Below are 24038 nucleotides of genomic sequence, written 5' to 3'. Positions count from 1 at the left end.
TTGTTCTCGCCCCTTGACGGGTATGACCCTTTGCAGCATGGCATCTACTGAGACGCATACCGACGCGCCTGAACGACTGCGGGAGGCGCTGCGCATCGCTGCGTCGGCACTCAAGGAGAACGGGCCGCGCTTCGCGCTAGCCGGTAGCTATGCGTTATGGGCCTGCGGCGCACCGGAACCCAGCCACGACGTTGATCTGGTAGTGGCCGAGTGCGACGTCGACAACGCGATAGCCACCCTCACCGATTCGGGGTTTGTCATCGAACGACCACCGGAAGACTGGCTGTTCAAGGCGCGAATCGGCCAGACGCTGGTGGACGTGCTGCACCGGGTCAACGGCGCGCGGGTCGAGGCCGAAACTCTGGACTGCGCCGAGGAGCACGACGTGCTGGCTATCAGAATGCCGGTGCTGCCTCCGACGATCGTGCTCATCCAGCAATTGCGTGCCCTGAACGAGCGGCACTGCGACTTCGCCAGGTTGTTGCCGGCGGTGCGTGCGGTCCGCGAACGCATCGACTGGGATCGCATCGAAGCGCAGACCGCCGACAACGACTACGCGGTCGCCTTTTTGGTGCTGGTCACCCGGCTCGGCCTGAGGAGCTGAGCCCTAATCAGTGGTTACGGATCTTGGCGATCAGCTTGTCTTTGGTCAGGCTCGAATATCCGGACAAGCCAAGCTCTTTGGCCCGCTTCTTCAAGTCCGAAACCGTCCAGTCCTGGTAGGACCCGGACTTGCCGCCCTTGCGCCCGACTGCGGACTTACCCCGCGCGGCGGCGGCGTTGGAGATCCGCGCCGATTTCTCCTTGGAGTTACCCTCCTTGCGCAGATCCTCGTACATCTTCTCGTTCTTGAGCGATGGATTCGGCATGGTCCGTGCTCCTTTCGCGCGATGAATCGCCGTTATCAGGGATGCCCACCCCGGTAGTAGAAAAAACGGTGGCCGTGAAAACCATTCCGCTAGGCGGGCACCGGGTCCGTGCGACGCTGCCAGCAGCGGTGCTGGGCCAGTGCGTCGGCCATAGCGTCGACAAAGTCGTCCGACAGGTCGCCGGCGGCGGCCGTGGTGGTGACGACGGACTGGTCGTTGACGACATCGATGTCTTCGGCGAACCGATCCTGGATGCCGGCCGTGCGCAGCAGGTCGATGCCGTACGCAGTAAAAACTAATTGGGGAATCAGTAAAAACACACATCTATTGCTCACCCGACGGGTTACCTACGATTCTTAGGGGTAGTCGAAAGCGGTGGTTCAAACGGCTAACGGAAACGGCGACCTGCGGGGCGTAGTAGCGATCGGTGCCTCGGCAGGCGGTGTCGAAGCCCTATCGAATCTTGCCGCCAATTTGTCGTCTGATGTGCCGTACGCCTACCTGATGGTGCTGCACGTGCCCGCCGGTGCGCCGAGCATCCTGGCGCGCATCGTCGACCGCACCGGCCCACTGCCCGCGACCGCCGCCCGAGATGGCGTGAAGCTTGAGCCCGGCCACATCTACGTGAGTGTTCCGGATCGCCACCTTTTGGTTGTCGATGACCGCGCGGTGCTGTCGGAGGGGCCGACCGAGAACGGGCATCGGCCGGCCATCAACGCGTTATTCCGTTCTGTAGCACTGGCATTCGGTCCGCGCGCGATCGGAGTCCTGCTTTCGGGTGTGCTCGACGACGGCGTGCTCGGGATGGCGGCGATCCAATCGCGCGGTGGGATCACCATCAGTCAGTCGCCGGACGACGCGTTGTTCCCGGCGATGCCGACCAACGCGGTTGAGGCCGGCGTGGTGGATCGTCAATCCACCGCGGCCGGTATCGGCGCGGTCCTCAAAGAACTGTCGCACCGAGAAATAAAGGATCCAGACATGGAACGTGACACCTCCATGGAACTAGAGAATCGCATCGCCATGATGTCGCGGTTCTCGACAGACTTCGACACCCAAAAGCTGGGTGCGCCATCCGGTTATGTCTGCCCGGATTGCAATGGCTCGCTGGTATCCGTCAGCGTGGGTAATTTCCGCTGCCAGGTCGGCCACGCCTGGACGTCCGAAGCGTTGCTCACCGCCCGTGACGACGAGGTCGAGGGCGCGCTGTGGGTAGCGGTCCGCAGCCTGCAGGAGAAGGCCAGACTGGCCCGCGGCTTGGCCGACAAGGCGGGCACCGGTCTGGTCGCACGCCGTTACATGACTATCGCCGAGGAAGCCGAGCGGGCGCTGGCGGTGCTCACCGAGAGGTTGGCGGAAGCCGGGCCCGATTGGGCTGATGCCGATGGCTAGGCAAGCGATCCGGATCGACGTAGTAGTGCACCAGGACATACCGATCTTGTCGGCGGAGGGGGTGCTGGACAGCTCAACGTATCGGAGAGTCCGCGACATCGTGATCAAGGCCGCGCTGGACGAGCCGCCCGCGGTGATCGTCGATGTCGACCGCCTGTCCACACCCTCCCCGTCGGCCTGGACGGTATTCACCAGCGCTCGCTGGCATGTCAGCATCTGGCCGGACGTGCCCATCGTGCTGGTGTGTGCTGAATCGAAGGTTCGGCGCCAGATCATCGCGCGCGGGGTGGCCCGCTATGTGCCCGTTTACGCCACAAGCGAGTTGGCGGTCGCGGCAGTTCACCGCCGTCGGCTCGAGCTTCGTCGGCGCGCTCGCACGGAGCTGCCCCGCTCGCGGGGAAGCCTCGCTATCGCTCGCGGTCTGGTCTCCGATTGGCTGACGGCATGGGAGATGCGAGAGATGATTCCGATCGCGGCCAGCGTGGCGACCGTTTTCATCGAAAACGTTCTCGACCACACGGAGAGCGCACCGGCGTTGATCGTCGAGAGCTATCAGGATTTCGTGACCGTAGCCGTCGAGGACGCCAGCGCCCGGCTGCCCGGCCGGCACGAAGACTCCTACCGCGGAGCGGAAATCGTTTCCGGCCTCGCCATCGTTTCCGCCCTGGCTCGCTCGTGGGGAGCCACGCCGACCTCATCAGGCAAGACGGTGTGGGCACTAGTCGGTAGTGAGAATCAGCTCTGACCATCGCGAGTAGTGTTCAAGTCCTTCGGCGAACCGCTTACCGGACGGGATTTGGATGGACTCCACGACTGACGAGGCTTTCGAGGGTCTGCTGCGCTACATGCGCGACTCCCGGGGCTTCGACTTCACCGGCTACAAGCGCACGTCGCTGATGCGTCGCGTCCGTCACCGGATGGATCAGGCGGGCTACAGCTCGTTCGAGGAGTATCTCGATCTTCTGCAGGCCAGCTCCGACGAGTTCACGGCACTGTTCAACACCATCCTGATCAATGTCACCTCGTTTTTCCGCGACCCGGACGCCTGGGAGTTCGTCAGCACCGAGGTGATTCCGCGCCTGTTGGCCGAGCGCGGTCCCAACGACCCGATCCGGGTGTGGAGCGCGGGATGCGCGTCGGGGCAGGAGGCCTACACCCTCGCCATGCTGCTGTCCGAGGCGCTGGGACCCGAGGCCTTTCGGCAGCGAGTCAAGATCTACGCCACGGACGTCGACGAGGATGCGCTCACCGAGGCGCGCACCGCAGCCTATGACGCCAAGGCCGTCGACTCGGTACCCTCGGACCTGCTGCCGCGCTACTTCGAACAGGTCAACGGCCGCTACATCTTCCACAAAGATCTGCGTCGTGCGGTGATCTTCGGCCGCAACGACTTGGTCAAGGATGCGCCGATCTCGCGGGTGGATCTGCTGGTGTGTCGCAACACCCTGATGTACCTGAATGCCGAGACGCAGCGAAACGTGCTGGGGCGCTTGCATTTTGCCCTCGCGCCGCAGGGCACACTGTTCCTTGGGCACGCCGAGATGCTGCTGAGCCACGGCGACCGGTTCACCCCGTTGAACCTCAAGCACCGGATTTTTCGCAAGGCGGCCGGCAGCCACTCGGGCGTCGAGCGCTACGACCCCGCGGGAGCGTTCTACGACCGGCACGCCGACCTGCCCGGCCTGGCGACGGTCCGCGATCTCGCATTCCGCGCAAGCCCGGTGGCCCAGATCGTCGTCACCGGCGAGGACACCGTCGCGATGATCAACCAACAGGCCGAAAGCATTTTTGGCCTGTCGGCTCGTGACATCGGTCGGCTGCTGCGTGATCTCGAGGTCTCCTACCGTCCGGTCGAGCTGCGCGCCTACCTCGAACAAGCCAAGGTGGAACGCCGGTCGGCGCGTATTCAGGACGTCAAGTGGCAGCGACCCAGCGTCGAGACGGTCTGGTTCGAGATTCACGTCAACCCTCTGGTCGACGCCGAAAACGGTCTGCTCGGCGTGTCGATCGTGTTCTTCGACGTCACCGCGACACGTGCGCTGCTGGACAAGGTAGTGCAGACCAACCGCCAGCTGGAGGCGGCGTACGAGGAGCTGCAGTCCACCAACGAGGAACTCGAGACGACGAACGAGGAATTGCAGTCCACGGTCGAGGAACTCGAGACCACCAACGAGGAGTTGCAGTCCACCAACGAAGAGCTCGAGACGATGAACGAGGAACTGCAGTCCACCAACGATGAACTGCACACCATCAATGACATGCTGCGCGACCGCACTTTGGAGCTGGACGAGGCCAAGCATTTCCTGGATTCGCTGATCGACTCGGTCCGGATGGGCATGGTCGTGGTGGACCGGGAGATGAAGGTGATCCTGTGGAACCGGGGTTGCGAAGACCTCTGGGGGCTACGGGCCGACGAGACGTCGGGCACCAGGTTGACCTCGCTGGACATTGGGCTGCCCCTCGACGATGTGCGGCCGTTGATCGGCAACGCGTTCGTCGACCCAGAGAGCTTCGGTGAGACGGTGGTCGACGCCGTCAACAGGCGTGGCCGTCAGGCCCGAGTACGCGTCACGTGCACTTCGTTCCGGTCGAGCGAGGGAACCGTCGGCGGGGCGCTGCTGCTGATGGAGGTCCTCAGCTAGAAGCGGATCGGCAGTCGCTCACCCCACCGCGCGGCCGCTTCTTCGGCCGCCTGGTGAGCAAGCTGGGCGCGGCGGCGTGACTCGTCGGCCCTGCGTTGCGCCGTGGCCACCGTCTGGGCGGTGGCCCCAAACCCGGAGGACAGGTCCTGGCGCCTGCGCCGCAGCTCGACGGCGCGCAGTCGCGCGAACTCGCCGCGGGTTGTCGCGGTGTTCACGCTGTTCGGCCACAGCTGGGGGAAATCGCTGTTCGGGTCGCCGTTGTCCATCGGTCCGGCGTCAGCGGCGCTGTCACGCGGCGACGGTTCGGGTAGCGGCGCACCCTCGACGATGTCGGCCACGACGCGGCCGATCTCCTGAACGGGTAGCACCAGGTAGGCGCCAGCCCGCGCGGCCGCTACCGGCATGGACCGATACTGGGCAGTCTCGGGGCTTTCCGCGATGACGATTGCGCCCGCGCGCTTCATTTCGGCGGTCCCCACGGCGCCGTCTTGGCCGGAGCCCGAAAGCACCACTCCGATGCCCCGAGGCCCGTACGACCTGGCCAACGATGACAGCATCACGTCGAACCGACGTTCTGCGAGGTCTCCCATCGCGCGCAAGAAACAGCCGCCGTCCAGCGTCAGCTCCAGATGCATTCCCGGCGGGCAGACGACCACCTCTCCCGGCGCGAGGGCCTGGCCGTCTCGTGCCCAGGCGACCTGACGCGCCGCCTGGCGGCCGAGGATCGCCGGCAGCACGCTGTCGTGGCCGCCCAGGTGTTGTTGCACGACGATGGCGGCGGGAAGTTCGATCGGCAGGTCCCGCAAAACCGTCGACAACGCCTCTAATCCGCCCGCCGATGCCACCAGGGCCACCAGCTCGACCACCGAGTGATTCGCATTGGCCACCACCCCTAAAGTGTCCACCCGCCGACGGCCTTTCGGCAGCTTCGGCGGTCATTCGTTCGTTTCTGGGCTCGCACCGGAAATCCGCTATGCGAAACCCGGGTACGGCGGGCGAAACACCGGCGTTTGACCGGCACTTAAGACGGGTACGCGGCGATGCCAAGTGGTAAGGGCGCGCAGCGGGCTTCAAGGGAGGATTTGGAGCGCAGCGACTTCAAAAGGGGGCTTTGTTTGTGAGGATCGCGATCGTCAGCGCTGATGACCTCGTCGGTGACGACCCCCAGGAGTTATGCGCCGCTCTTGCGGCGGGCGGGCACGAGGTGACCGCCTGCGTCCGCCGCACGGGTCGCAAGCCCGCGAAGACGAGCGCCAACGGGTACCACACGCTCGCGATGCCCGTCGGCCCCCGGAACGTGACGTCTGCCGCCGACGTGCTGCCGTTTGTGGGGGACTGGGCGGCGACACTCGAGGGTGAGTGGACGCCGAACCCGCCGGATGTCGTGCACGCTTACGGTTGGCTGGGGGGCTTGGCGGCTCAATTGGCCGCCCGGCGGCTGAACCTGCCGACCGTTCAGAGCTTCCAAGGGCTTGCCGCGACGTCGCAACCGCATGCGGGCGGGCAGGAGCCCGGCGAAATGGAGCGCATGCGCATCGAACCGCTCCTGGTACGCAGCGCGTCGTGGGTGACCGGCGAGAGTGCAGCAGACGTCGATGCGTTGACCCGGCTACGCCATGGCCGGACGCGGGTCTCCGTTTTGACGTGCGGTGTTGATGTGGTTCGGTACACCCCGACGGGCCCGGCGCTCCCTCGTACCGATCTCCATCGCATTGTCTGCCTGGCACCAAACCCACTGCCGCACAATGGTTTCGACATTGTGATCGGCACCCTGCCCGGGGTTCCGGGTGCGGAGCTGGTGGTGGCCGAGACTGAGGTCAGCAACCGTGATTACGGCGCGGCGCGCACCGCGTTGCAGCGTCAGGCCGCCGAGTTAGGGATCGCCGACCGGGTCCGGTTCGCGGGCACCGTCGCAGACGACGAGCTGCCGAAGCTGCTGCGATCCGCGGATGTGGTCGCGTGCACGCCGCGCGAGCCGCCGCGCGCGACAGCTGTGCTGCAGGCGATGGCCAGCGCGGTCGTCGTGATCGCGTCGCCCGTCGGCGTCCTGACCGACGCGGTCGTGGACGACGTCACCGGTTTTCTGTTGACGCCGGAAAGCCCCCGTGGGCTGGCCGCGGCGCTGAGAAACGTGCTAAACCAGCGATTTCTGTGCGAAAGCATGGGCGCGGCCGGCCGCGGTCGTGCGATATCCCGCTTCGCCTGGGACAGGATTGCCCTCGACGCTCTGAATATCTACCGACAAATTGCCGAGGAGCGTTCGGCACCTTCAGCGAACTTCCAATCGGCGCGCGCTCATTGATGCAATAATTACGTCGCGCACGACCCATAAATGGAGTCGACTCAACGACCATGACGAGCATCACGGAGAAAGCGAGCCCCGCCGCAGTCGGTCAATGGCTTGACACGACGCAATCCGGCTTGAGCCCCGCTCGTATTGCCCCTGGGAATGATTCGGTGCGGCCGGGCCGCGGGCCGGCCGCGGCGCGGTACGACCAGGCTCGGACCATCGACTCGCGGGGCGTCCGCCAATTCTTCGCCGGCGCCTACAGCCCCGGCTGGCGGGTCACCGGCCTGACGAGTCGCTCGGCCGCCTCCCACCGGCGCTGCGAAGCCGGTTTGCTGACCATCGACGACGTGATGATTCAGGGACGCATGGCCTTCGAGATTCCGGCGTCCGACATGATCCTTGTGATCCAACCGCGTGCGGGGTCAATCGCTGTTGCGAGCGGTCAGTACGTGGGAGTGGACGCCCCGGTGCTGGTCGCAGATGGCATGTCGTGTGCGCTGCAGTGCAGCGGTGCCAGGTTCGACGTGGTGAGCATCGCGGCCGACGCAATGCGCAAAGTCGCCGCGGATTGGCGTCCGCCGCTGCTTGCACAGACACACTTCCTGGATTGGCACCCGCGTTCGCGCTCCGCCGTGCGGGCATGGCAGCGAGCGCTCGACTACGTGACTTTGACGTTGACGTCCGCGGATACGGCCCAGCAACCGTTGATCATCGCGGGGTTGGCGCCGTTGTTGGCCGGCGCGCTGCTGGAGTGCTTTCCGTCCACGGCGACCGAGCAGCAACTGGCCGACGAACCCGACATGCCGGAATCGCTCAAGGACGCCGTGTCTTTCATCAACCGACACGCCGCAAGGGAAGTCGGCATCAACGACGTTGCGGCCGCAGTGCATTTGACGCCGCGGGCGGTGCAGTATCTGTTTCGGCGCCGACTCGGCACCACACCGACGGAATACATGCGTTCTGTCCGGCTCAGCGGCGCACATCAGGACCTGATCGGTGGATCGACGTCCAGCACGACCGTCACCGAGATCGCACAGCGCTGGGGCTTCGCGCACACCGGCCGATTCGCCGTGCTCTACCGGCAGACTTACGGCCAAAGCCCGCACACCACGCTGAGGCATACAACCTCGTCGTCATGAGACCGTTACGTTCACGACGATTTCATTGAAAACGCCTGATTGAGACCCTATTTCAAGTGGTTTGTGCCGTCTGGCCGTCTCCGCTTCGCAACACCCCGGACCGATACAGGCGGTAGTCTGTAGGCAGGTTGAATCCACAGCTGCCGGTATCACGGGCGCTACTGGGACACCGACGTCGTTCGCCCTGGTCTCTTCCATCTTCGAAGGGCGCAAATCAACATGACCGCTTCACCCGACCGACATACGCCCCGGCTGCTCGGGCAACCGCGCAGCCGCTACCAAATCGATTGCGCCGGAGCGCAATTGCATGTCCACACTCGGAGCTTGGCCACCGTTCTACGGATCAGCGGCGAGATCGACGCGGCCAACGCCGGCCTGGTGGCAGAAGGCATTCGGCACTTTTCGCGGCTGAAGGCTCCCGTGATCCTCGACCTCGGCGGCCTGGACTTCCTTGGCGGCGCGGGGCTGCAAGCGCTGCTGGTCTGCAACGTCGAGCATCGGCAATCCCAGATCTACTGCGGCGTGGTCGACGGCTCGGCGCTGCGCCGGATCACGCAGGTGGTACCGGATCATGGTCTGCCGATCGTCGACTCGGTCAACGATGCCCTCGGATACATCGAGACAGTCATCCGGGCGCACCGTCGGTTCGTCTACGGTCCGGCCAGACAACAAGAACCGCAGCGCATAACGGCAGCGCGAATCGACGACGTCGCTTCTTGAGTCAGCCACGCAGTCGCTGCATCAACTGGCCGGCGGCATATCGGCCGCTGGATACGGCGCCGGTCACGGTCGCCGGATTGTCGACTCCGACGGCCTCGCCCGCGAGGAAGAGCCGGTCTCCGATCGGCTGTTGTAGCCGGCGCCTGTCGTCCAGGCCGGAGCCCGGCGTGTGAAAAGAGTAGGCGCCCCGCGCATATGGGTCTGTCGCCCAATTGGACGTCTTGACCTCGGTCAGCGAGACATCGCTGCCGAAAAGCCGGCGCGCGACGGGCAATGCGCCGGCGATCAGGTCCGACGGGGGAGCCGACTCCACGAAGCGGCCGTGCTCGCCGGCGTTGAAAGCCAACACGATTGGCCCGGCCGCGCTCGGCGACGTGAACCATTGCGACCACAGCTCGGGTGCGGCCGAAAGGTATTGGTAGAAGGCGTTGTCCACGTTCCAGGTGCGCCGCTCGAACCGAAAGAAGCTCTTGGAGAGCACGCCGACGCCGAGCGCGTTCACGGCCCGGGCATGCCCCTTCGGCAGCGGCGGATCGAACGTGATCGCACCGGATTTCAGCACCCCGAGGGGGACGGTGATGATCGCGGCCGATCCTTCGAAGGACCGGTCCTTGCTGCGCACGACGACGGTGTCGGATTTCAGCTCAACACCGGATACCACTGTGTTCAGCACGATTTCGAGCCCCTGGGCAAGCAGCCTCGGGAGTGCGTCGTAGCCGTTCGTGATGACGTCCTGATCGCCGCCGCAGTAGTCGCCCTTGTCGAAGGTGGCGGCGGAGAGCTGGTCGGTGTCGGCGCCGTATTCGTTTTCGATCTCGGTGGTGAGGTAGAAAGCCAGCTCGGCGTTTTCGGCTTCGGAAAGCCCTGCGCCGGCGGCCTTCACGGCCGCGGCGAGGCTGCCGCCGTCGGCCCGGGAACGAGCCTGTTCGACGAACCTGCGCCACCTCGCCGGGTCGTAGTCCAGCGGTCCCAACCGCGGATCGACCACGAGTTTGGCCCACCCGTAGTAGTCGGTGGTCGCCAGCTCAGCTCCCGCCTGATGCGCCAGTTCCACCAGCGGGTTGTCCGTCATGCCGTGGATCCACGAGGCGCCCATCTCCAGTGGCGTGCCCCAGCCGCGGTCGGTGTAGACCCTGCCGCCGATGCGATCGCGGGCCTCGAGCAGCCGCACCCGAAATCCCGCGTCGACCAGGCTGCGCGCGGCCGACAGGCCCGCCATCCCCGCCCCGACGATGAGGACAGGAAGGGTATCCGGCCTTCGAGGGTCGTTCGACGCGCATGCGCCCGCAAGTCCGCCACCGACCAGGCTCGTCGTTGCCGCGAAGAAATCCCGACGGGTCATCGGGGACACGGGAGTCAGCGTCTCACATCATCTTTTTGCGGGGTCTTTTTTGCGGGCCGTCTCTTTGCGGTCGATTTACCGGACCGAAATCGGACTTCGGGATAAAATTGCGGCATCCTTACTGCGGCAACGGTGCCGCGTCCGAAGGGGGAGCGGCGATGAGTGCTCGACGATCGGTTGACGTATTCCCGCACACGCTGCCGCCCAGCCAAACCGTGACGGTCCGCTCGGCCGACGGCACCCGGTTGCATGCCGAGGTCTTCGGTCCGCCCGACGGCTTCCCGATTGTGTTGACGCACGGCATCACCTGTGCGATCCGCGCGTGGGCATACCAGATCGCCGACCTCGCCGACGACTACCGGGTAATCGCGTTCGACCACCGCGGCCACGGGAAAAGCGGTGTGCCCCGGCTCAAGGACTACAGCCTCAAACACCTTGCCGCCGATCTGGATTCGGTGCTCGATGCGACACTGGCGCCGCACGAGCGCGCCGTGATCGCGGGGCACTCGATGGGTGGCATCACCATCTCCGCGTGGTCGGCGCGCTATCAGCACAAGGTCCGGCGGCGCGCCGCCGCCGTCGCGCTGATCAACACCACCACCGGCGACCTGTTGAACAAGGTCCAGCTGCTAGGGGTGCCGGGCGGTTTGTCGCCGGCCCGAATCCTGGCCGCGCGAGCCCTGGTCAACGCTTTCGGCGGATTCGCGATCCCGCCCGGCGCTCGCATCCCGAGTCGCTACCTGGTCGCGACGCTGGCGACCGGAAGGGATGCCGACCCGCGCGTCGCCAAGCTCATCTACGAGCTCTTCGAGCGCACCCCGCTCGCGGGGCGGGCCGGTTGCGCGCGGGCGCTGGTTGCGTCCCTGGGATCTGAACACCTGAACCTGGACGGCTTGACAGTCCCGACCTTGGTCATCGGCAGCGAACGCGATCGGTTGACACCGATCAGCCAGTCCCGCCGCATCGCGCGCAGCGCACCCAACGTCGTCGACCTGGTGGAACTGCCCGGCGGCCACTGCTCGATGCTCGAACGGCCGCGCGAGGTCAACCGACACCTGCGCGCGCTCGCCGAATCGGTGACGGACGCGCACACGCGCCGGATCAGTTCATAGCGGCGATGATCTCGGCGGCCGCCCGCTGACCGGATCTCACCGCGCCGTCGAGAAACCCGGTCCACTCGTCCGCGGTCTCGGTGCCGGCCCAATGAATCGGTCCGACCGGCTCCCGCAACCATGGTCCGAATCGGGTCCACGATCCTGGCGGTACCGCTGCGGTGGGGCCGCCAGGGGCGAATTCCTCTGCGCCCCAACGCTGATCGACATAGTCAAGGGGCTTGAGCGCGTCATCGCCGAAAAGAGTTGCGAAGCAACGCAATGTGTCGCGCTGACGTTGTTCGGCGGTCAGTGAGTCGAACGCGCGCGCGTCGACGAAGCCCATCAAGATGCCCGGTCCGTCGGGGTGCGGGCTGACGTCGAAGGTGATGAAGACGGGTCCCTTGTCGGAAAGTGCCTGTCCGGAAAAGCCGTTGGTCCGCCAGAACGGGGTCGAATAGGCCGCGTAGGCCTTGCTGAGCCGGCCCTGCGGCCAATGCCGGGCAAGCTGCTCGTACTCGGCCGGCAGCGGCGGAACGAACTCGATCGATGCCCGATGCTCCGGCGGGATGGCGACGATGACGAACCCGGCTTCGGTCTCGCCCACGTCGGTGGTGACCGTGACCCCCGCACCGTGCCGGTCGATGCGGCGGACCGGCGCGTTGAGCACGACCCGATCACCGAGCTCGGCGGCCGCGGCCTCGGCGATTTGCTGGGTGCCGCCCGGAAAACGGTCCTGTTGGGCGCCGTTTTCGACGTCGAGCAGCCGGTCCAGCCCGCCGGCCGCGTGCGTGTAGCGGGCCGCGTGCAGCATCGACACGTCGTCGGGCTCACATCCCCAGGTCACCCGGGCCACGATCGCGAGCAGGTCGCGTGACGATGCGGTGGCGCGCACCGAGCTCAGCCAGGCGCCGAGCGAGATGCGATCGAGCTCGCGCGCACGGCGTGCGTCCCACGGTGCCCCCACCGGGACGCCGCGGGCAATCCTGTTGAACTGCCAACGCAACCGGCCGATGTCGATCAGTCCGGTGGGGGAGAGCTTGGGAATGGTGCCGCGATAGGAATGAGTCCAACCGCGCCAGTGGATCAGGTTCTTGCCGTCGTGGTGCGTCGGGATGGTCGGGATGTCGAGTTCGGCCGCCAGCGCCAGGACGGCGTCCTGCGTCGGACCGACGAAAGTGCCGCCCAGATCTGCCGGTAAGCCCGCGACGCTGCCGGTGAACGACCGGCCGCCGACGCGGTCGCGACCCTCGAACAACAGCACGTCGTGGCCCTGTCTTGCCAGCTCACGGGCGGCGGCAAGCCCAGCAAAGCCTGCCCCGACCACGACAACGTCGACGGTCTTCGGCGGGTTTGTCACGCGGTCTAGTAAACCCGTTCTCGCCGTATCGTAGGGCGATTTTTCACCGCCGGTCTCCTCGGTGCGCGCGCCGTTCGCATCACAGCGACGGCAAACATAGCCTGACGTCGAAACATTGGCTACTGTGCCACCACGTGATCGCCACCGACCCGGCCTCAACGGCTGACAAGAGACCAAGTCTGCGCACCGTCGCCCTGGGCAGCATGGTCGGGACCACCATCGAGTGGTACGACTTCTACATGTACGCGACCGCGTCCGCGCTCGTGTTCAAGCCCCTGTTCTTCCCGCACATCTCGCCGACGGCTGGGACGCTGGCCTCATTCGCCACCTACGCCGCGGGATTCGGGGCCCGGCCGATCGGCGCGCTCGTGGCGGGCCACTTCGGCGACCGAGTGGGCCGCAAAGCCATGCTGGTGGGCGCGCTGGTGGTGATGGGTCTGGTGACCACTCTCATCGGCGCGCTGCCGACCTATGCCCAGGCGGGGCTGCTCGCACCGAGCCTGCTCGCGACGCTGCGGGTGGTGCAGGGACTTGCCGTGGGTGCCGAATGGGGCGGCGCCGCGGTGTTGTCGGTGGAACACGCACCGCCCGGTCAGCGCGGGCTGTTCGGCAGCTTCACCCAACTCGGTTCCCCCGCCGGCATGCTGCTGGCCACGTCCATCTTCTACGCGACCCGCAGCATCACCGGCCCGAGCGACTTTTTGGCCTACGGCTGGCGGATCCCCTTCCTGCTCAGTGCCGTTTTGGTCGGGTTAGGGCTGTTTCTGCGGCTCAAACTCACCGATGCGGAGGTGTTCGACCGTCTCAAGGACGACGACGAGCTCGTGCGGCTGCCCGTGGTCGAGGTGCTGCGCCGCCAGCCGCGCAGCGTGCTCATCACCACCGGCCTGCGCTTCTCGCAGATCGGGTTGTTCGTGCTCCTGACCACGTATTCGCTTACCTATCTGCAGGATTCGTTCGGCAAGGGCAGCGGGACCGGGTTGATCGCGGTGTCGATCTCGTCGGCTGTCGGATTCGTCAGCACCCCGGGGTGGGCGTGGTTGTCGGACCGAATCGGCCGGCGGCCACCGTATCTTTTCGGAGCCCTGGCCGGCGTCGTGGCTCTAACGTTGTTCTTCCTGGCGGCCGGAAGTCATTCGACGATCGCCGTGGTGGTGGCAATTGTCTTCGGCATCAACATCGTTCACGACGCGATGTACGGACCGCAGGCCGCCTGGTTTGCCGAACTTTTCGACACCCGGGTGCGCTACAGTGGCTCGTCGCTGGGGTACGCGATTGGCGCGGTGCTTGCGGGGGGCTTCTCGCCGTTGATCGCCGCTGCGCTGCTGGCCGCCGGCGGCGGCAGCCCCTGGCTGATCGTCGGATATTTCGCTGTGCTGGCGGCCATCACAACGGTTTCGGCGTGGGTGGCGCCCGAGACCCGCTCGGAGGAGATCGGATGACCGCGACGCGCCGGATTTTTCTCAACGCGTTCGACATGGCCTGTGTCGGGCATCAGTCGGCCGGTCTGTGGCGCCATCCCGACGATCAGGGTTACCGGTACAAAGGGCTCGGGTACTGGACCGAGCTGGCCCGAATCCTGGAGGCGGGCGGCTTCGACGCGCTGTTCCTCGCCGATGTATTGGGCGCCTACGACGTGTACGGCGGCTCGCGAGATGCGGCGGTGGTCGATGCCGCGCAGTTCCCGGTCAACGACCCGACCGTCCCCGTCTCGGCGATGGCGGCGGTGACCGAGACACTCGGGTTCGGCATCACGCTGTCGTTGACATACGAGCAGCCCTACTCGCTGGCGCGCCGGCTGTCGACGCTGGACCACCTCACCGGCGGCAGGGTGGCCTGGAACATCGTCACGTCGTATTTGGACAGTGCCGCACGCAATCTCGGCCTGGACGCGCAGATTCCACACGACCAGCGTTACGAGATCGCCGACGAGTACCTCGAGGTCTGCTACAAGCTGTGGGAGGCGTCGTGGGAGTCCGACGCCGTCGTCCGCGACCGGGAGCGCGGCGTGTTCACGGACCCGGCCAAGGTGCACGACATCGAGCACAAGGGCCGGTATTTCTCGGTCCCCGGTCCGCACCTGTGTGAACCGTCGCCGCAACGGACGCCGGTGCTCTTCCAGGCCGGCGCCTCGCCGCGGGGCGTGAAGTTCGCGGCGGCCAATGCCGAGGCGGCGTTCATCTCGGGCCCGACGCCGCAGACCGTGCGCGGTCCGGTGCGCGCATTACGCACGGCCGCAGCGGAACTGGGCCGCGACCCGCGGTCCATCAAGGTATTCACGATGGTCACCCCGATTGTCGCCGAGACGCACGGGGAGGCCGTCGCCAAGCTCGACGAGTACTGCAAGTATGTCAGCACCAGCGGCGCGCTCGCCCTGTTCGGCGGCTGGACCGGGGTCGACCTGGCCGAGCTCGGCGACGATGATCCGTTGCGGTACAGCGAGACCGACGCCAACAGGTCCGCGCTGGCCTCGTTCACCACTCCCGAGCGCACTTGGACCGCAAGGGAATTGGCCGAGGAGATCGGCATCGGCGGCCGCGGCCCCGTCCTGGTGGGCTCGCCGGTGGAAGTGGCCGATGAGCTCGAGCGCTGGGTCGACGAGGCCGACGTCGACGGCTTCAACCTGGCCTACGTGACGACGCCGGGCACCTTCGTCGACTTCGCGAAATTCGTTGTGCCAGAACTTCGTCGACGGGGCCGAGTGCCCGAACAGGTGCCGCGCTCCACGCTGCGCGAACGGCTGGGTAACCCGGGACCGCTACTGCCGGATGACCATCCGGGTGCGAGGTATCGGTTAGGCCGGTTAGGGCGCGACGGTTAGCCAGTCGGCGAACCCCGACGGGTCGTGGCGCCCCAGCGCGCCGTGCTCGTAGAGGCCCCAGCCCTCGACCGGGGATCCGTCACCGTCACGACACACCGCGCGGCCCACGTGATCGATTACGCCGAAGCCCGAACGCGAGATGATCGCCGGGTCGGTCATGTCGTAGGTCAGCCGTTCGACGAACTTCTCGCCCTTCCACAGGCCGTGCGTCCAGTCCGAGTCGCCGCCGTAGCCGCCGCCGACGTGAATGGGCACCGGCAGCTTGGACTCGACATCGAAGTGCACCGCGGTGCCGTCCGGAGCCGTGGCGTCGATCGTGGCGCCGGTGGGAATGCGGGTGCCGGACCGATAGTGGATCTTGACCCGCGGCCAGCCGAGTTGCTCGACGCGACCGTCGCGCCAGATCCGGGTGCAGTCGTTGAGCGAGCGGAACCCGTCGGGCTCCTCCTGGATGATCAGGACGATCGCGAACTCGTCGAACGCCATCGGCACGTACAGCCACCACATGCCCTCGAAGGGCGGGTCGGCGGGCCGGCCCGCAGGCTCGGCCTCGCCGATCGGGCGGATGCCCCACGACCGGTCGCGACTGCCAATCCAGGTGTTGGGGTCGACCACGATTTTCTCGCCGTCGATACTGATGTGCCCGCTCCAGCTGCCGAGTTGCGCGAAACGCTGCGCGTCCAGGGTGACGCGGTTGCCGGTCCGCAGGATGTGCGGCTGTTCCTGCACGACGTCGAACAAGCCCTTCCACGTGAGATCGGCTGCGATACCTTCGGTTTCGTCGAGGGTCAGCCGCAGGGTTTTCAGGGGCTCGACGACCTCGATCCGGTATCCGTTGACGTGCTGGTTGAGCCGATCCTGGTCGATGGCGTCGGACAGGTGCACCGCGGTCTGGGTGTCCGCGCGCCGGACGAGGAAGAACGCATCCTTCACGCCAAGGTTGGGGTAGTAGCCGATGCCGCTGATCACGAAGATGTTGCCGGTGCGGTCGTGGGCGTTGAAGTAGGAGCGGTCGTAGAAGTTGCGGTCCGAGGAGCCCGGCCACGCAATCGGCTGGGGGATCTGGTGTACCGGGAACTCGTCGAGCGGTCCGAGCATTACTGGTCCTCTCCGATCAGACTATCGCCAATCAGACGTCGCATCAATCCAGCGTGGTAGAACAGTGATTCAACGTTTTCGGGCTTCTCGGTCTCGCCGAAGTGCACCCGCCGCGCGCCGGTGCGCATGAACACGCAGGCCCACATCACGCCCGAGTACACGTAAAACCAGTTCAGGTCGCCGGTTTCGACGCCGGTCAGTCGCTGATAGGTGGCGCGGACGTCGGATTCGCGCATCACGTCGGGCAGTCCCGGCATTCCCGCGAGCCCGGTCAGCTCTTGAAACACCATGTGCGCGTAGATCATCCACGCCACATCGAGTTCTCGTGGACCGAGCGTCACCATTTCCCAGTCCAGCACCGCCACCGGTCGGAAGTCGCGGTACAACACGTTGCCGACGCGGGCGTCGCCCCAGAGCAGCACGGGTTCGGCCGCGGCCACCTCGGCGGGCCAGTTGTCTTCCAGCCAGGCGAACGTCTTTTCCAGTAGCTGCGAACGGCCGATGTCCGGCACCGCGAAGTCGTACCAGGACCGCACCCAGTTGAAGTGCCTGCGCAGCGCGGAGTCACCGTCGAGCCCCTCGGACAAGAATCCAAACGTGTTCTCGGCGTTCGGGATCGAGTGCAGCTTCGCCAGCACGCCGACCGTCGCGTCCTGCAGCTCGCGCTGGCGCTCGGCGGGTGCGTCGGCGAACCAGTTGTTGCCGAACGTGTACGGCATGACGTCGGGCGGCACCACACCGTCGACGTAGTCCATCACGAAGAAGGGCGTGCCCAGCACGTCACCGGTGGGCTCCAGCCAACGCACCGGGGGAACCGGGACGTCGGTGAGTTCGCCGACCCTGCGGATCACCTCGAATTGATGGTCGAGGCGATAGGTCGGAAAGACCTGTACGTCGTCGGCCGAGGGCGCCACCCTGGCCACCAGCTTCTGCTCGATCGGCTGCCCGTCCTGCTGCCAACGCGCGGTAAGGATGATGGTCTCCGACGACATGCCCGTGGAGTCGATGCCACTTTCGACGGTTACCTCGGGTGTTGCCCCGCCGGGCAGCACGGTCGACAGCCATTGCGACATCACCGCCGGCAGGGTGGTGACGTCTCGGCTGGAGCGCTGAAGTCGGTCGACTTTATCGAGCACAGGTTCGTTGGCCACGTGGTGCCTCCAATCTTTGAGACTCTGGTCTTCGAGACTTCTGGTCTTCGAGACTTCTGCGCGGCAATTACGATACGGTAGGTAGCGTTATGAAAGCAGACCAGTCCGCCCTTGACAAGGCCCCGGGGGCCGGCCGACCGCGGGACCCGCGCATCGACTCGGCCATCCTATCGGCGACGGCAAAATTGCTCGTGGAAATCGGCTATTCGAACCTCAGCCTGGCCGCGGTGGCCGAACGCGCGGGGACTACGAAATCGGCGCTCTACCGCCGGTGGTCGAGCAAGGCCGAGTTGGTGCACGAGGCAGCGTTTCCGACGGCGCCCAGCGCGCTGGAGGCCCCGGCCGGTGATATCGCCGCCGATTTGCGGATGATGATCGAGGCCACCCGCGACGTATTCACCACGCCCGTGGTTCGCGCCGCCCTGCCCGGTCTGGTGGCCGACATGACGGCCGATCCGGCTTTGAACGCCCGGGTGATGGCGCGGTTCACCGACCTGTTTATCGCGGTGCGGGTGCGGTTGCGCGAGGCCGTCGACCGGGGTGAGGCGCATCCCGATGTGGACCCCGACCGGTTGATCGAACTGATCGGGGGAGCGACGATGCTGCGGATGTTGTTGCGCCCGGAGGAAGAACTGGACCAACAGTGGGTGGATCAGACCACCGCCATCGTCGTGCATGGGGTGACCCGATGACGGGGCGCCTTACGGGCCGGGCCGCGATCGTCACCGGCGGCAGCCGCGGCCTGGGCCGGGCGATCGCGCTGGCGCTGGCGGGCGAGGGTGCGGCGGTGGCGGTCGCTGGGCGCACCGAAGAGGTGTGGGACGACCGGTTGCCGGGGACCATCGGAGAGACGGTCGCCGACATCGAGGCAGCGGGCGGTCGCGCGATGGCGGTCCGGGCCGACCTGACCGACCGCGAGGACATCGCCCGATTGGTGGAATCGGCCCGAGATGACTTGGGCGCCATCACAATCCTGATCAACAACGCGGCCTTCACCGCCCCCGGACGTCCGCCGGTGCCCGGTGCCGCGCCGCGTGCGAAGTCGGCGAAGCCGGTGTCGGCCGCCAAGCCGGGCTGGCTCGGGTTCGTCAGCACACCGTTGCAGGCGTATCGCCGCCATTTCGACATCGCGGTGTTCGCCGCCTACGAGCTGATGCAATTGGTGTGCCCCGACATGTTGGACGTGGGCGGCGGCTCGATCATCAACGTGACCTCGGTCGCCTCCAGGCTGCCGGGCGACGGGCCCTACCCCGACCGCAGCGGGGGAGTCCTGCCCGGGTACGGCGGTTCGAAGGCGGCGCTGGAACACCTCACTCAGTGTGCGGCATTCGACCTCGCCGACCACAACATCACGGTGAACGCGTTGTCGCCGTCGAAGCCGATCCTCACGCCCGGGCTCTCCTACTATGCCGGCGGATTCGACGACACCGCCTCGGCCGACGAATTCGCCCAAGCGGCAGTGGAATTGACCCTGGTCGATCCCGGCAAGGTCACGGGACGCACGATCGGCCATCTTCAGGTGCTCGATGGCAGCTTCCGGCCCTTCGAGCTGGGCTAGGCCGGTTTCGTCGCGGTCGCCCCGTTGATGATCATGGTGTGCACCTTGTGCCACCGCACGGACTGGAATCCCGCCTGCGCCAGCAGACGCTCGGCGCGGTGCGGGGTGCGGGCCTTGCCGCGACGAGTGCCCGCGAGCGTCGGCACCAGCCAGCGTGACAACTGATCGACGAGCACCAGCCGACCGCCGGGCCGCAGCACCCGAGCGCACTCGACGAGCCCCGCCAACTGGTCGGACCAGTGATCGAATGACGTTGTGCTGACGACCAAGTCGAATGTTCCGTCGGGGTGGCCGATCTCCTCGGCCACCCCGCGGGTGAAGCTCAGACGATCGTCGTCGGCGAGAGCCTGTGCGGCCGTGATCATTTGCGGTGCCGCGTCGATGCCGGCCAACAGCTTGGCGTCCGGGTAACGGCGAGCCAGCGACCGCAGCAGATAACCGGTCCCGCATCCCACGTCGAGAATGCGCTCAGGCGCGGCGACGGTCGCCACCGCCAGGCTGACGGTTCGGTCGACGATCTGGTGGTGCAGGCGACCGCGCCAGCCGTGTTCGTAACCGTCGGCACGGTCGTTGTACGCGTCGACATCCCGATATGGCGGCACATGCCGAGTGTCCCACCGGGCGGAGCGCTTCGGTAGAACCCAGCTCAATTGCCCCCTCGTTCCGGCGGATCGGGATCGCCGCGGAGAAGTTCGTCGGGATGGTGCGCGTGGTTGATTTCCAGCGGACCGTTCCCGTCGGTCCAACCCAGTCGCCCGCTGTCGGTGACCGCGGTGCGCCATTCGTCGCGGCTCGCCGCGGCATGGTCGCATCCGCAGGCGAAGAACAGCTTGTCCGCATCGGTGCTGCCGCCGTTCGCCCAATCCGGTGCATGGTGAACTTCGCAGTGATAGCCCGGTTCCAGGCAGTTCGGCCGTGTGCAGCCGCGGTCGCGCGCATGGCAGATGATTCGCTGGTCGGCAGTGGCGATCCGTTTCTGGCGACCGAGGTACAGCGGTCGGCCGGTGTGCTCGTCAAACACGGCCAGGTAGTGAATCGCTTTGGCTGCCATGCGAATCAGGTCCGGCATCGGCAGCCTGGAACCGCCACCCGTTCTCGCGGGTACCGGCATCGGCACCGACGAGTCGAGGACCGCGTGTGCCGCTTGATTGAGTTCGGTCAACGTGGTGGTGGCGATGACCGTGACGGGATGGCCGCGGTGCGTCCCCAGCCCACCGGAGGCGATGGCGGCTTCGAGGCCGAGTTTCAATGCGTCGTGGCAACGTTGGGCCGGTGTGCGCTCGTCGCGCGTGTCGGGATCTGTACCCGCGCCGTCGGGTAGATGGCGGCCCGGCCGCACGGCCGCTTCGATGGCTTCGAGATAGGCGCGTGCCTCGGGGTCGAGCAGTCCGGACAGCCGCGACATCCCGTCGGGCCCCTGCGGGCCCAAGCGCAGTCCGCGCCGGCGGGCCCGGTCGACGTCGGTGAACTGGCCATCCGGGTTGAGGTAGTCGGCGATCCTCTGGCCGAGCTTGGTGATGACCGCGGCGTCGAGTTTGGCCGCATGCTCCACCAGAGTGCGTTCGGCGTCCGCGGCAGCTGCCGATGGGACGCACGAGGGCAACGTGTCCATGGCTTCGCAGATCGCCCGGATGTGGTCCTCCCCGAGCCCGCCGGCTTCCACCGCCAGCGCCAACTCTGGCAACTCGGGTTGCAGCGGCGGCCCGGTCAGCGAGCGCCGCGGCCGGATCCGCGCCGCGAGTTTGAAGCGGCGCGTGATTTCCTTCGGCGTGATGCGCAGCCGCGCCCACAGCTTGTCGCGGACTGCGGGCACGAACCCGGCCCCGTCGGGCGGGTCGGCGATTTCACCGAAAATCCGGTACATCAAGCCGCGGTTGATGCGGTGCTGATTCTCCAGCCGCTCGGCGACCTCGATGCGGAAGGCGTTGGCGACCACATCCGACGAGGTTCCACGCAGCACATCGTGGGCGACGTCGATCGCGTCGAGCGCGGCACCGATCCGCTCTCGCGCTTGATCTTCGTTCACGATCTGACCCACGTGATCGAGAGTATCGAACGCATGTTCGACAAACACGCCTTGAAACCGGATCTGTGGATGAACCGCCGACTGTGGATAACGAGGCCCCTGACGTGCCAGTATGGGGCTAGCCGGTGCCGCGACGGCGGCAGACAAACCGGCCGGCGGGATGCCAATGCCTGGTTTGGACAAACCCACGGGGCGGGTCGTCGCCCTGGCCGTGCTGCTGCTCGTCGTCACTGCCGCGCTGCGCGGATACATACCGGTTCCGCACCAGGCCGTGCGCAGCGAGCCGGGTAGTGGCCGGGCGGCGCTGCTCTTTGTGGTGGGGACGCTGGCCGCCACGACCGCGCTGGTAGGGATCGCGGTCATCGCGCGGTTGCGAGACCCGCGTGCGGCGGCTCCGCGCGCCGGCGATCTGTCCGAGATGCTCGGCACCGGCAAGGGCAGACCGAGTTGGCGGGTCGTGCTCATCGGGCTCGGCGTGATCGTGGCGTGGCTGCTGCTCGTGTTGCTGCTGTCCCGCCTCGTGGCGGGCCATGGCATCGGGTCCTCACCATCCCAGTCGGATACCGGTTCGCAGCCCGCGGCCCACCCCGGCGCACCGCCACCGCAGCAGCACCATCCGCGCAACAACGGTGGGGACGTGCTCGGGGTAATGCTGGTGATCACCGTCCCGATGTTGTTTCTGCTTGTCGCGGGCACCGTCGTCATGTCGCGGCGGCGGTGGCGCGCGCAGCCTCCGCCAAGCACACTGAGCGACGATCCTGTCGAAACACCCTTGCCGCCAACGCAATCGGAGTCGCTCGTTCGTGCGGCCGAGCGGGGGCTGGCCGAGATGGCAGACCCCAATCGCGAACCGCGAGAGGCGATCATCGCCTGTTACGCGGCGATGGAACGCGAGCTCGCGAACGTGCCCGGCGCCGTCCCGCAGGACTTCGACACCCCGACCGAGGTGTTGGCCCGTGCGGTCGAGCATCATGCGTTGCATGCCGACAACGCAGTGCAGTTGGTGAATCTGTTCGCCGAGGCGCGGTTCAGCCCGCACGTGATGAACGAAGGCCATCGCGACATGGCGGTGAGCGTGCTTCAGTTGGTCCTCGACGAACTGGGTTCGAGGAGCCCCGCATGAAAAGAACTGTCGCCCTTGGGGTTGTCCTCATCATCGCAATGGAGCTACTGGCGCTCGTACAGCACGCGCATCGTTTCGTGCTGGCGGCCTCGGGTGTCGCCCTGACGCTGGCGCTGCTCAGTCTCCGTCGTGTCCTGGGGCGTGACCCCGACCAGGCGACCGAGCCGGACGCCGACGAAATCGGGGATTCGCTGCGCCGCTGGCTTTCGGCCACCGAGACGACGATCCGTTGGTCGGAGTCCACCCGAAGGGACTGGGACCGCCATCTGCGTCCAATGCTGGCGCGTCGCTACGAAATGACCACCGGGCAAAGGCAATCCAAGGACCCCGCGGCATACCACGCGACGGGCCGCATGCTGTTCGGCGCCGAACTGTGGGAGTGGGTAAACCCCAACAACGTGTCGCGTAGCGGCGACCACCACCCCGGCCCGGGGCGCGGTGCCCTGGAAGAGATTCTGCGAAAGTTGGAGCAGGTATGACACTCCCGGCCGCGACAACCACCGCACATTGCGAGGCGGTGCTCGACGAAATCGAACGTGTGGTGGTGGGGAAGCGATCGGCGCTGACGCTCATTCTCACCGCGGTTCTCGCACGCGGCCACATTCTCATCGAGGACTTGCCGGGGCTCGGTAAGACGTTGATCGCGAGGTCGTTCGCCGCGGCGCTGGGGCTCCAGTTCACCCGGGTGCAGTTCACGCCGGACCTGCTGCCCGCAGACCTGCTGGGTTCCACCATCTACGACATGCAGTCGGGCCGCTTCGCGTTCCGCACCGGGCCCGTTTTCACCAACCTGCTGCTGGCCGACGAAATCAACCGCACTCCGCCCAAGACCCAGGCGGCGCTGCTGGAGGCGATGGCCGAAGGCCAGGTGAGCATCGACGGCGAAACGCACATCCTGCCAAAACCTTTCGTCGTGCTCGCCACCGACAATCCGATTGAGTACGAGGGCACGTATCCGTTGCCCGAGGCGCAACTCGACCGATTCGCGATCCGGCTGGAACTGCGCTACCTCTCCGAACGGGACGAAACCTCGATGCTGCGCCGACGCCTGGAGCGCGGTTCCGCCGAGCCGACGATCAATCAAGTCGTGGATGCGCACGACCTGCTGGCGATGCGCGAATCGGTCGAACAGGTGACCGTGCACGAAGACGTTCTGCACTATGTGGTTTCGCTGGCGAATGCCACTCGGCACCATCCGCAGGTGGCGGTCGGCGCCAGCCCCCGCTCCGAACTCGACCTCGTCCAGTTGGCCCGCGCCCGTGCGCTGTTGCTGGGCAGGGACTACGTGATCCCCGAGGATGTCAAGGCGCTTGCGGTGCCGGCCGTCGCGCACCGCATCACCCTGCGCCCGGAGATGTGGGTGCGAAAGATCCAGGGTGCCGACGTCATCGAGGAGCTGTTGCGCCGCCTGCCGGT

The 24038-nt window shown here is 66.4% G+C and carries 23 protein-coding genes and 1 pseudogene; 15 read left to right on the top strand and 9 right to left on the bottom strand.

Annotated features, from left to right (window positions below):
* The first annotated feature begins 37 nt into the window (after positions 1–37).
* Complete coding sequence (locus tag JOZ00_RS17735; RefSeq protein WP_293345865.1) at positions 38–604, top strand: hypothetical protein; 567 nt, start codon at positions 38–40, stop codon at positions 602–604.
* Between the two features lie 7 nt (positions 605–611).
* Here the strand turns inward: JOZ00_RS17735 and JOZ00_RS17730 are convergent, their stop codons facing one another.
* Together JOZ00_RS17730 and JOZ00_RS17725 are read right to left on the bottom strand one after the other, a co-directional pair.
* Entirely contained in the window at positions 612–869 is a 258-nt protein-coding gene (locus JOZ00_RS17730; protein WP_293345863.1) for a Rho termination factor N-terminal domain-containing protein, read from the bottom strand.
* Positions 870–958: 89 nt separating this feature from the next.
* A pseudogene (locus JOZ00_RS17725) lies at positions 959–1162 on the bottom strand (hypothetical protein); the annotation flags it as partial.
* Between the two features lie 82 nt (positions 1163–1244).
* Between JOZ00_RS17725 and JOZ00_RS17720 the strand changes: the two are divergent.
* The 3 genes from JOZ00_RS17720 to JOZ00_RS17710 are packed head-to-tail and all read left to right on the top strand — an operon-like array spanning position 1245 to position 4903.
* Positions 1245–2261, top strand: a complete 1017-nt coding sequence (locus tag JOZ00_RS17720) for a chemotaxis protein CheB (protein WP_293345859.1) — start codon at positions 1245–1247, stop codon at positions 2259–2261.
* Positions 2254–3006, top strand: coding sequence for an STAS domain-containing protein (locus JOZ00_RS17715; protein WP_293345857.1), 753 nt, complete (start codon positions 2254–2256; stop codon positions 3004–3006). The genes JOZ00_RS17720 and JOZ00_RS17715 overlap by 8 nt, the downstream gene beginning before the upstream one ends.
* Before the next feature lie 55 nt (positions 3007–3061).
* Positions 3062–4903, top strand: a complete 1842-nt coding sequence (locus tag JOZ00_RS17710; RefSeq protein WP_293345855.1) for a CheR family methyltransferase — start codon at positions 3062–3064, stop codon at positions 4901–4903.
* Here the strand turns inward: JOZ00_RS17710 and JOZ00_RS17705 are convergent.
* Complete coding sequence (locus JOZ00_RS17705) at positions 4900–5808, bottom strand: chemotaxis protein CheB (RefSeq protein ID WP_293345853.1); 909 nt, start codon at positions 5806–5808, stop codon at positions 4900–4902. The two genes, JOZ00_RS17710 and JOZ00_RS17705, sit on opposite strands and share 4 nt — an antisense overlap.
* Before the next feature lie 212 nt (positions 5809–6020).
* On the opposite strand from JOZ00_RS17705, the gene JOZ00_RS17700 reads away from it, so the two are divergent.
* From JOZ00_RS17700 to JOZ00_RS17690, 3 genes are all read left to right on the top strand, one after another.
* Positions 6021–7205, top strand: a complete 1185-nt coding sequence (locus JOZ00_RS17700; protein WP_293345851.1) for a glycosyltransferase — start codon at positions 6021–6023, stop codon at positions 7203–7205.
* A gap of 50 nt (positions 7206–7255) precedes the next feature.
* The gene (locus tag JOZ00_RS17695) at positions 7256–8332 is read left to right on the top strand and encodes a helix-turn-helix transcriptional regulator (protein ID WP_293345849.1); all 1077 of its coding nucleotides are present in this window, start codon (positions 7256–7258) and stop codon (positions 8330–8332) included.
* 324 nt (positions 8333–8656) lie between these two features.
* On the top strand, positions 8657–9052 hold the full coding sequence (locus JOZ00_RS17690; protein WP_293345847.1) for an STAS domain-containing protein: 396 nt from the start codon (positions 8657–8659) through the stop codon (positions 9050–9052).
* A gap of 1 nt (position 9053) precedes the next feature.
* On the opposite strand, the gene JOZ00_RS17685 is transcribed toward JOZ00_RS17690, so the two are convergent.
* Positions 9054–10394, bottom strand: a complete 1341-nt coding sequence (locus JOZ00_RS17685) for an NAD(P)/FAD-dependent oxidoreductase (protein WP_293345845.1) — start codon at positions 10392–10394, stop codon at positions 9054–9056.
* 158 nt (positions 10395–10552) lie between these two features.
* Between JOZ00_RS17685 and JOZ00_RS17680 the strand changes: the two genes are divergently transcribed.
* Positions 10553–11506 (top strand): alpha/beta hydrolase, encoded by a 954-nt coding sequence (locus tag JOZ00_RS17680; protein WP_293345844.1) that lies wholly within the window; start codon positions 10553–10555, stop codon positions 11504–11506.
* Here the strand turns inward: JOZ00_RS17680 and JOZ00_RS17675 are convergent.
* Entirely contained in the window at positions 11496–12845 is a 1350-nt protein-coding gene (locus tag JOZ00_RS17675) for a flavin monoamine oxidase family protein (protein ID WP_293345842.1), read from the bottom strand. The two genes, JOZ00_RS17680 and JOZ00_RS17675, sit on opposite strands and share 11 nt — an antisense overlap.
* Before the next feature lie 203 nt (positions 12846–13048).
* Here JOZ00_RS17675 and JOZ00_RS17670 point away from each other — a divergent pair, with 203 nt between their 5' ends.
* Positions 13049–14287, top strand: coding sequence for an MFS transporter (locus JOZ00_RS17670; RefSeq protein WP_293345893.1), 1239 nt, complete (start codon positions 13049–13051; stop codon positions 14285–14287).
* Positions 14284–15666, top strand: a complete 1383-nt coding sequence (locus JOZ00_RS17665; protein WP_293345840.1) for an LLM class flavin-dependent oxidoreductase — start codon at positions 14284–14286, stop codon at positions 15664–15666. Before JOZ00_RS17670 ends, JOZ00_RS17665 begins: the two co-directional genes overlap by 4 nt.
* Here the strand turns inward: JOZ00_RS17665 and JOZ00_RS17660 are convergent.
* Positions 15649–16764 carry a hypothetical protein gene (locus JOZ00_RS17660; RefSeq protein ID WP_293345838.1) on the bottom strand — a complete coding sequence of 372 codons (1116 nt, stop codon included), beginning with the start codon at positions 16762–16764 and terminating at the stop codon, positions 15649–15651. The genes JOZ00_RS17665 and JOZ00_RS17660 overlap by 18 nt on opposite strands.
* Positions 16764–17915 (bottom strand): phosphotransferase family protein, encoded by a 1152-nt coding sequence (locus JOZ00_RS17655; protein ID WP_293345836.1) that lies wholly within the window; start codon positions 17913–17915, stop codon positions 16764–16766. Before JOZ00_RS17655 ends, JOZ00_RS17660 begins: the two co-directional genes overlap by 1 nt.
* A gap of 89 nt (positions 17916–18004) precedes the next feature.
* Here JOZ00_RS17655 and JOZ00_RS17650 point away from each other — a divergent pair, with 89 nt between their 5' ends.
* On the top strand, positions 18005–18607 hold the full coding sequence (locus JOZ00_RS17650; RefSeq protein ID WP_293345834.1) for a TetR/AcrR family transcriptional regulator: 603 nt from the start codon (positions 18005–18007) through the stop codon (positions 18605–18607).
* Positions 18604–19473 (top strand): SDR family NAD(P)-dependent oxidoreductase, encoded by an 870-nt coding sequence (locus tag JOZ00_RS17645; protein WP_293345832.1) that lies wholly within the window; start codon positions 18604–18606, stop codon positions 19471–19473. Before JOZ00_RS17650 ends, JOZ00_RS17645 begins: the two co-directional genes overlap by 4 nt.
* On the opposite strand, the gene JOZ00_RS17640 is transcribed toward JOZ00_RS17645, so the two are convergent.
* Together JOZ00_RS17640 and JOZ00_RS17635 are read right to left on the bottom strand one after the other, a co-directional pair.
* Positions 19470–20075 (bottom strand): class I SAM-dependent methyltransferase, encoded by a 606-nt coding sequence (locus tag JOZ00_RS17640; protein WP_293345830.1) that lies wholly within the window; start codon positions 20073–20075, stop codon positions 19470–19472. The genes JOZ00_RS17645 and JOZ00_RS17640 overlap by 4 nt on opposite strands.
* A gap of 44 nt (positions 20076–20119) precedes the next feature.
* A complete protein-coding gene (locus tag JOZ00_RS17635; RefSeq protein WP_293345828.1) occupies positions 20120–21511 on the bottom strand; it encodes a 13E12 repeat family protein in 1392 nt (463 codons plus the stop codon).
* A gap of 154 nt (positions 21512–21665) precedes the next feature.
* On the opposite strand from JOZ00_RS17635, the gene JOZ00_RS17630 reads away from it, so the two are divergent.
* The 3 genes from JOZ00_RS17630 to JOZ00_RS17620 all read left to right on the top strand — a co-directional run.
* Positions 21666–22622, top strand: coding sequence for a DUF4129 domain-containing protein (locus JOZ00_RS17630; protein ID WP_293345826.1), 957 nt, complete (start codon positions 21666–21668; stop codon positions 22620–22622).
* On the top strand, positions 22619–23101 hold the full coding sequence (locus JOZ00_RS17625) for a hypothetical protein (RefSeq protein WP_293345824.1): 483 nt from the start codon (positions 22619–22621) through the stop codon (positions 23099–23101). Before JOZ00_RS17630 ends, JOZ00_RS17625 begins: the two co-directional genes overlap by 4 nt.
* Positions 23098–24038 (top strand): MoxR family ATPase (locus tag JOZ00_RS17620; protein ID WP_293345822.1); only part of this gene is annotated, 941 nt, incomplete at its 3' end. The genes JOZ00_RS17625 and JOZ00_RS17620, both read left to right, overlap by 4 nt.

It is taken from the genome of Mycobacterium sp., from assembly GCF_019243155.1.
GTDB lineage: Bacteria > Actinomycetota > Actinomycetes > Mycobacteriales > Mycobacteriaceae > Mycobacterium.
The sequence above is the reverse complement of the archived record's forward strand: the minus strand, read 5'-3'. Positions and strand labels throughout refer to the sequence as shown.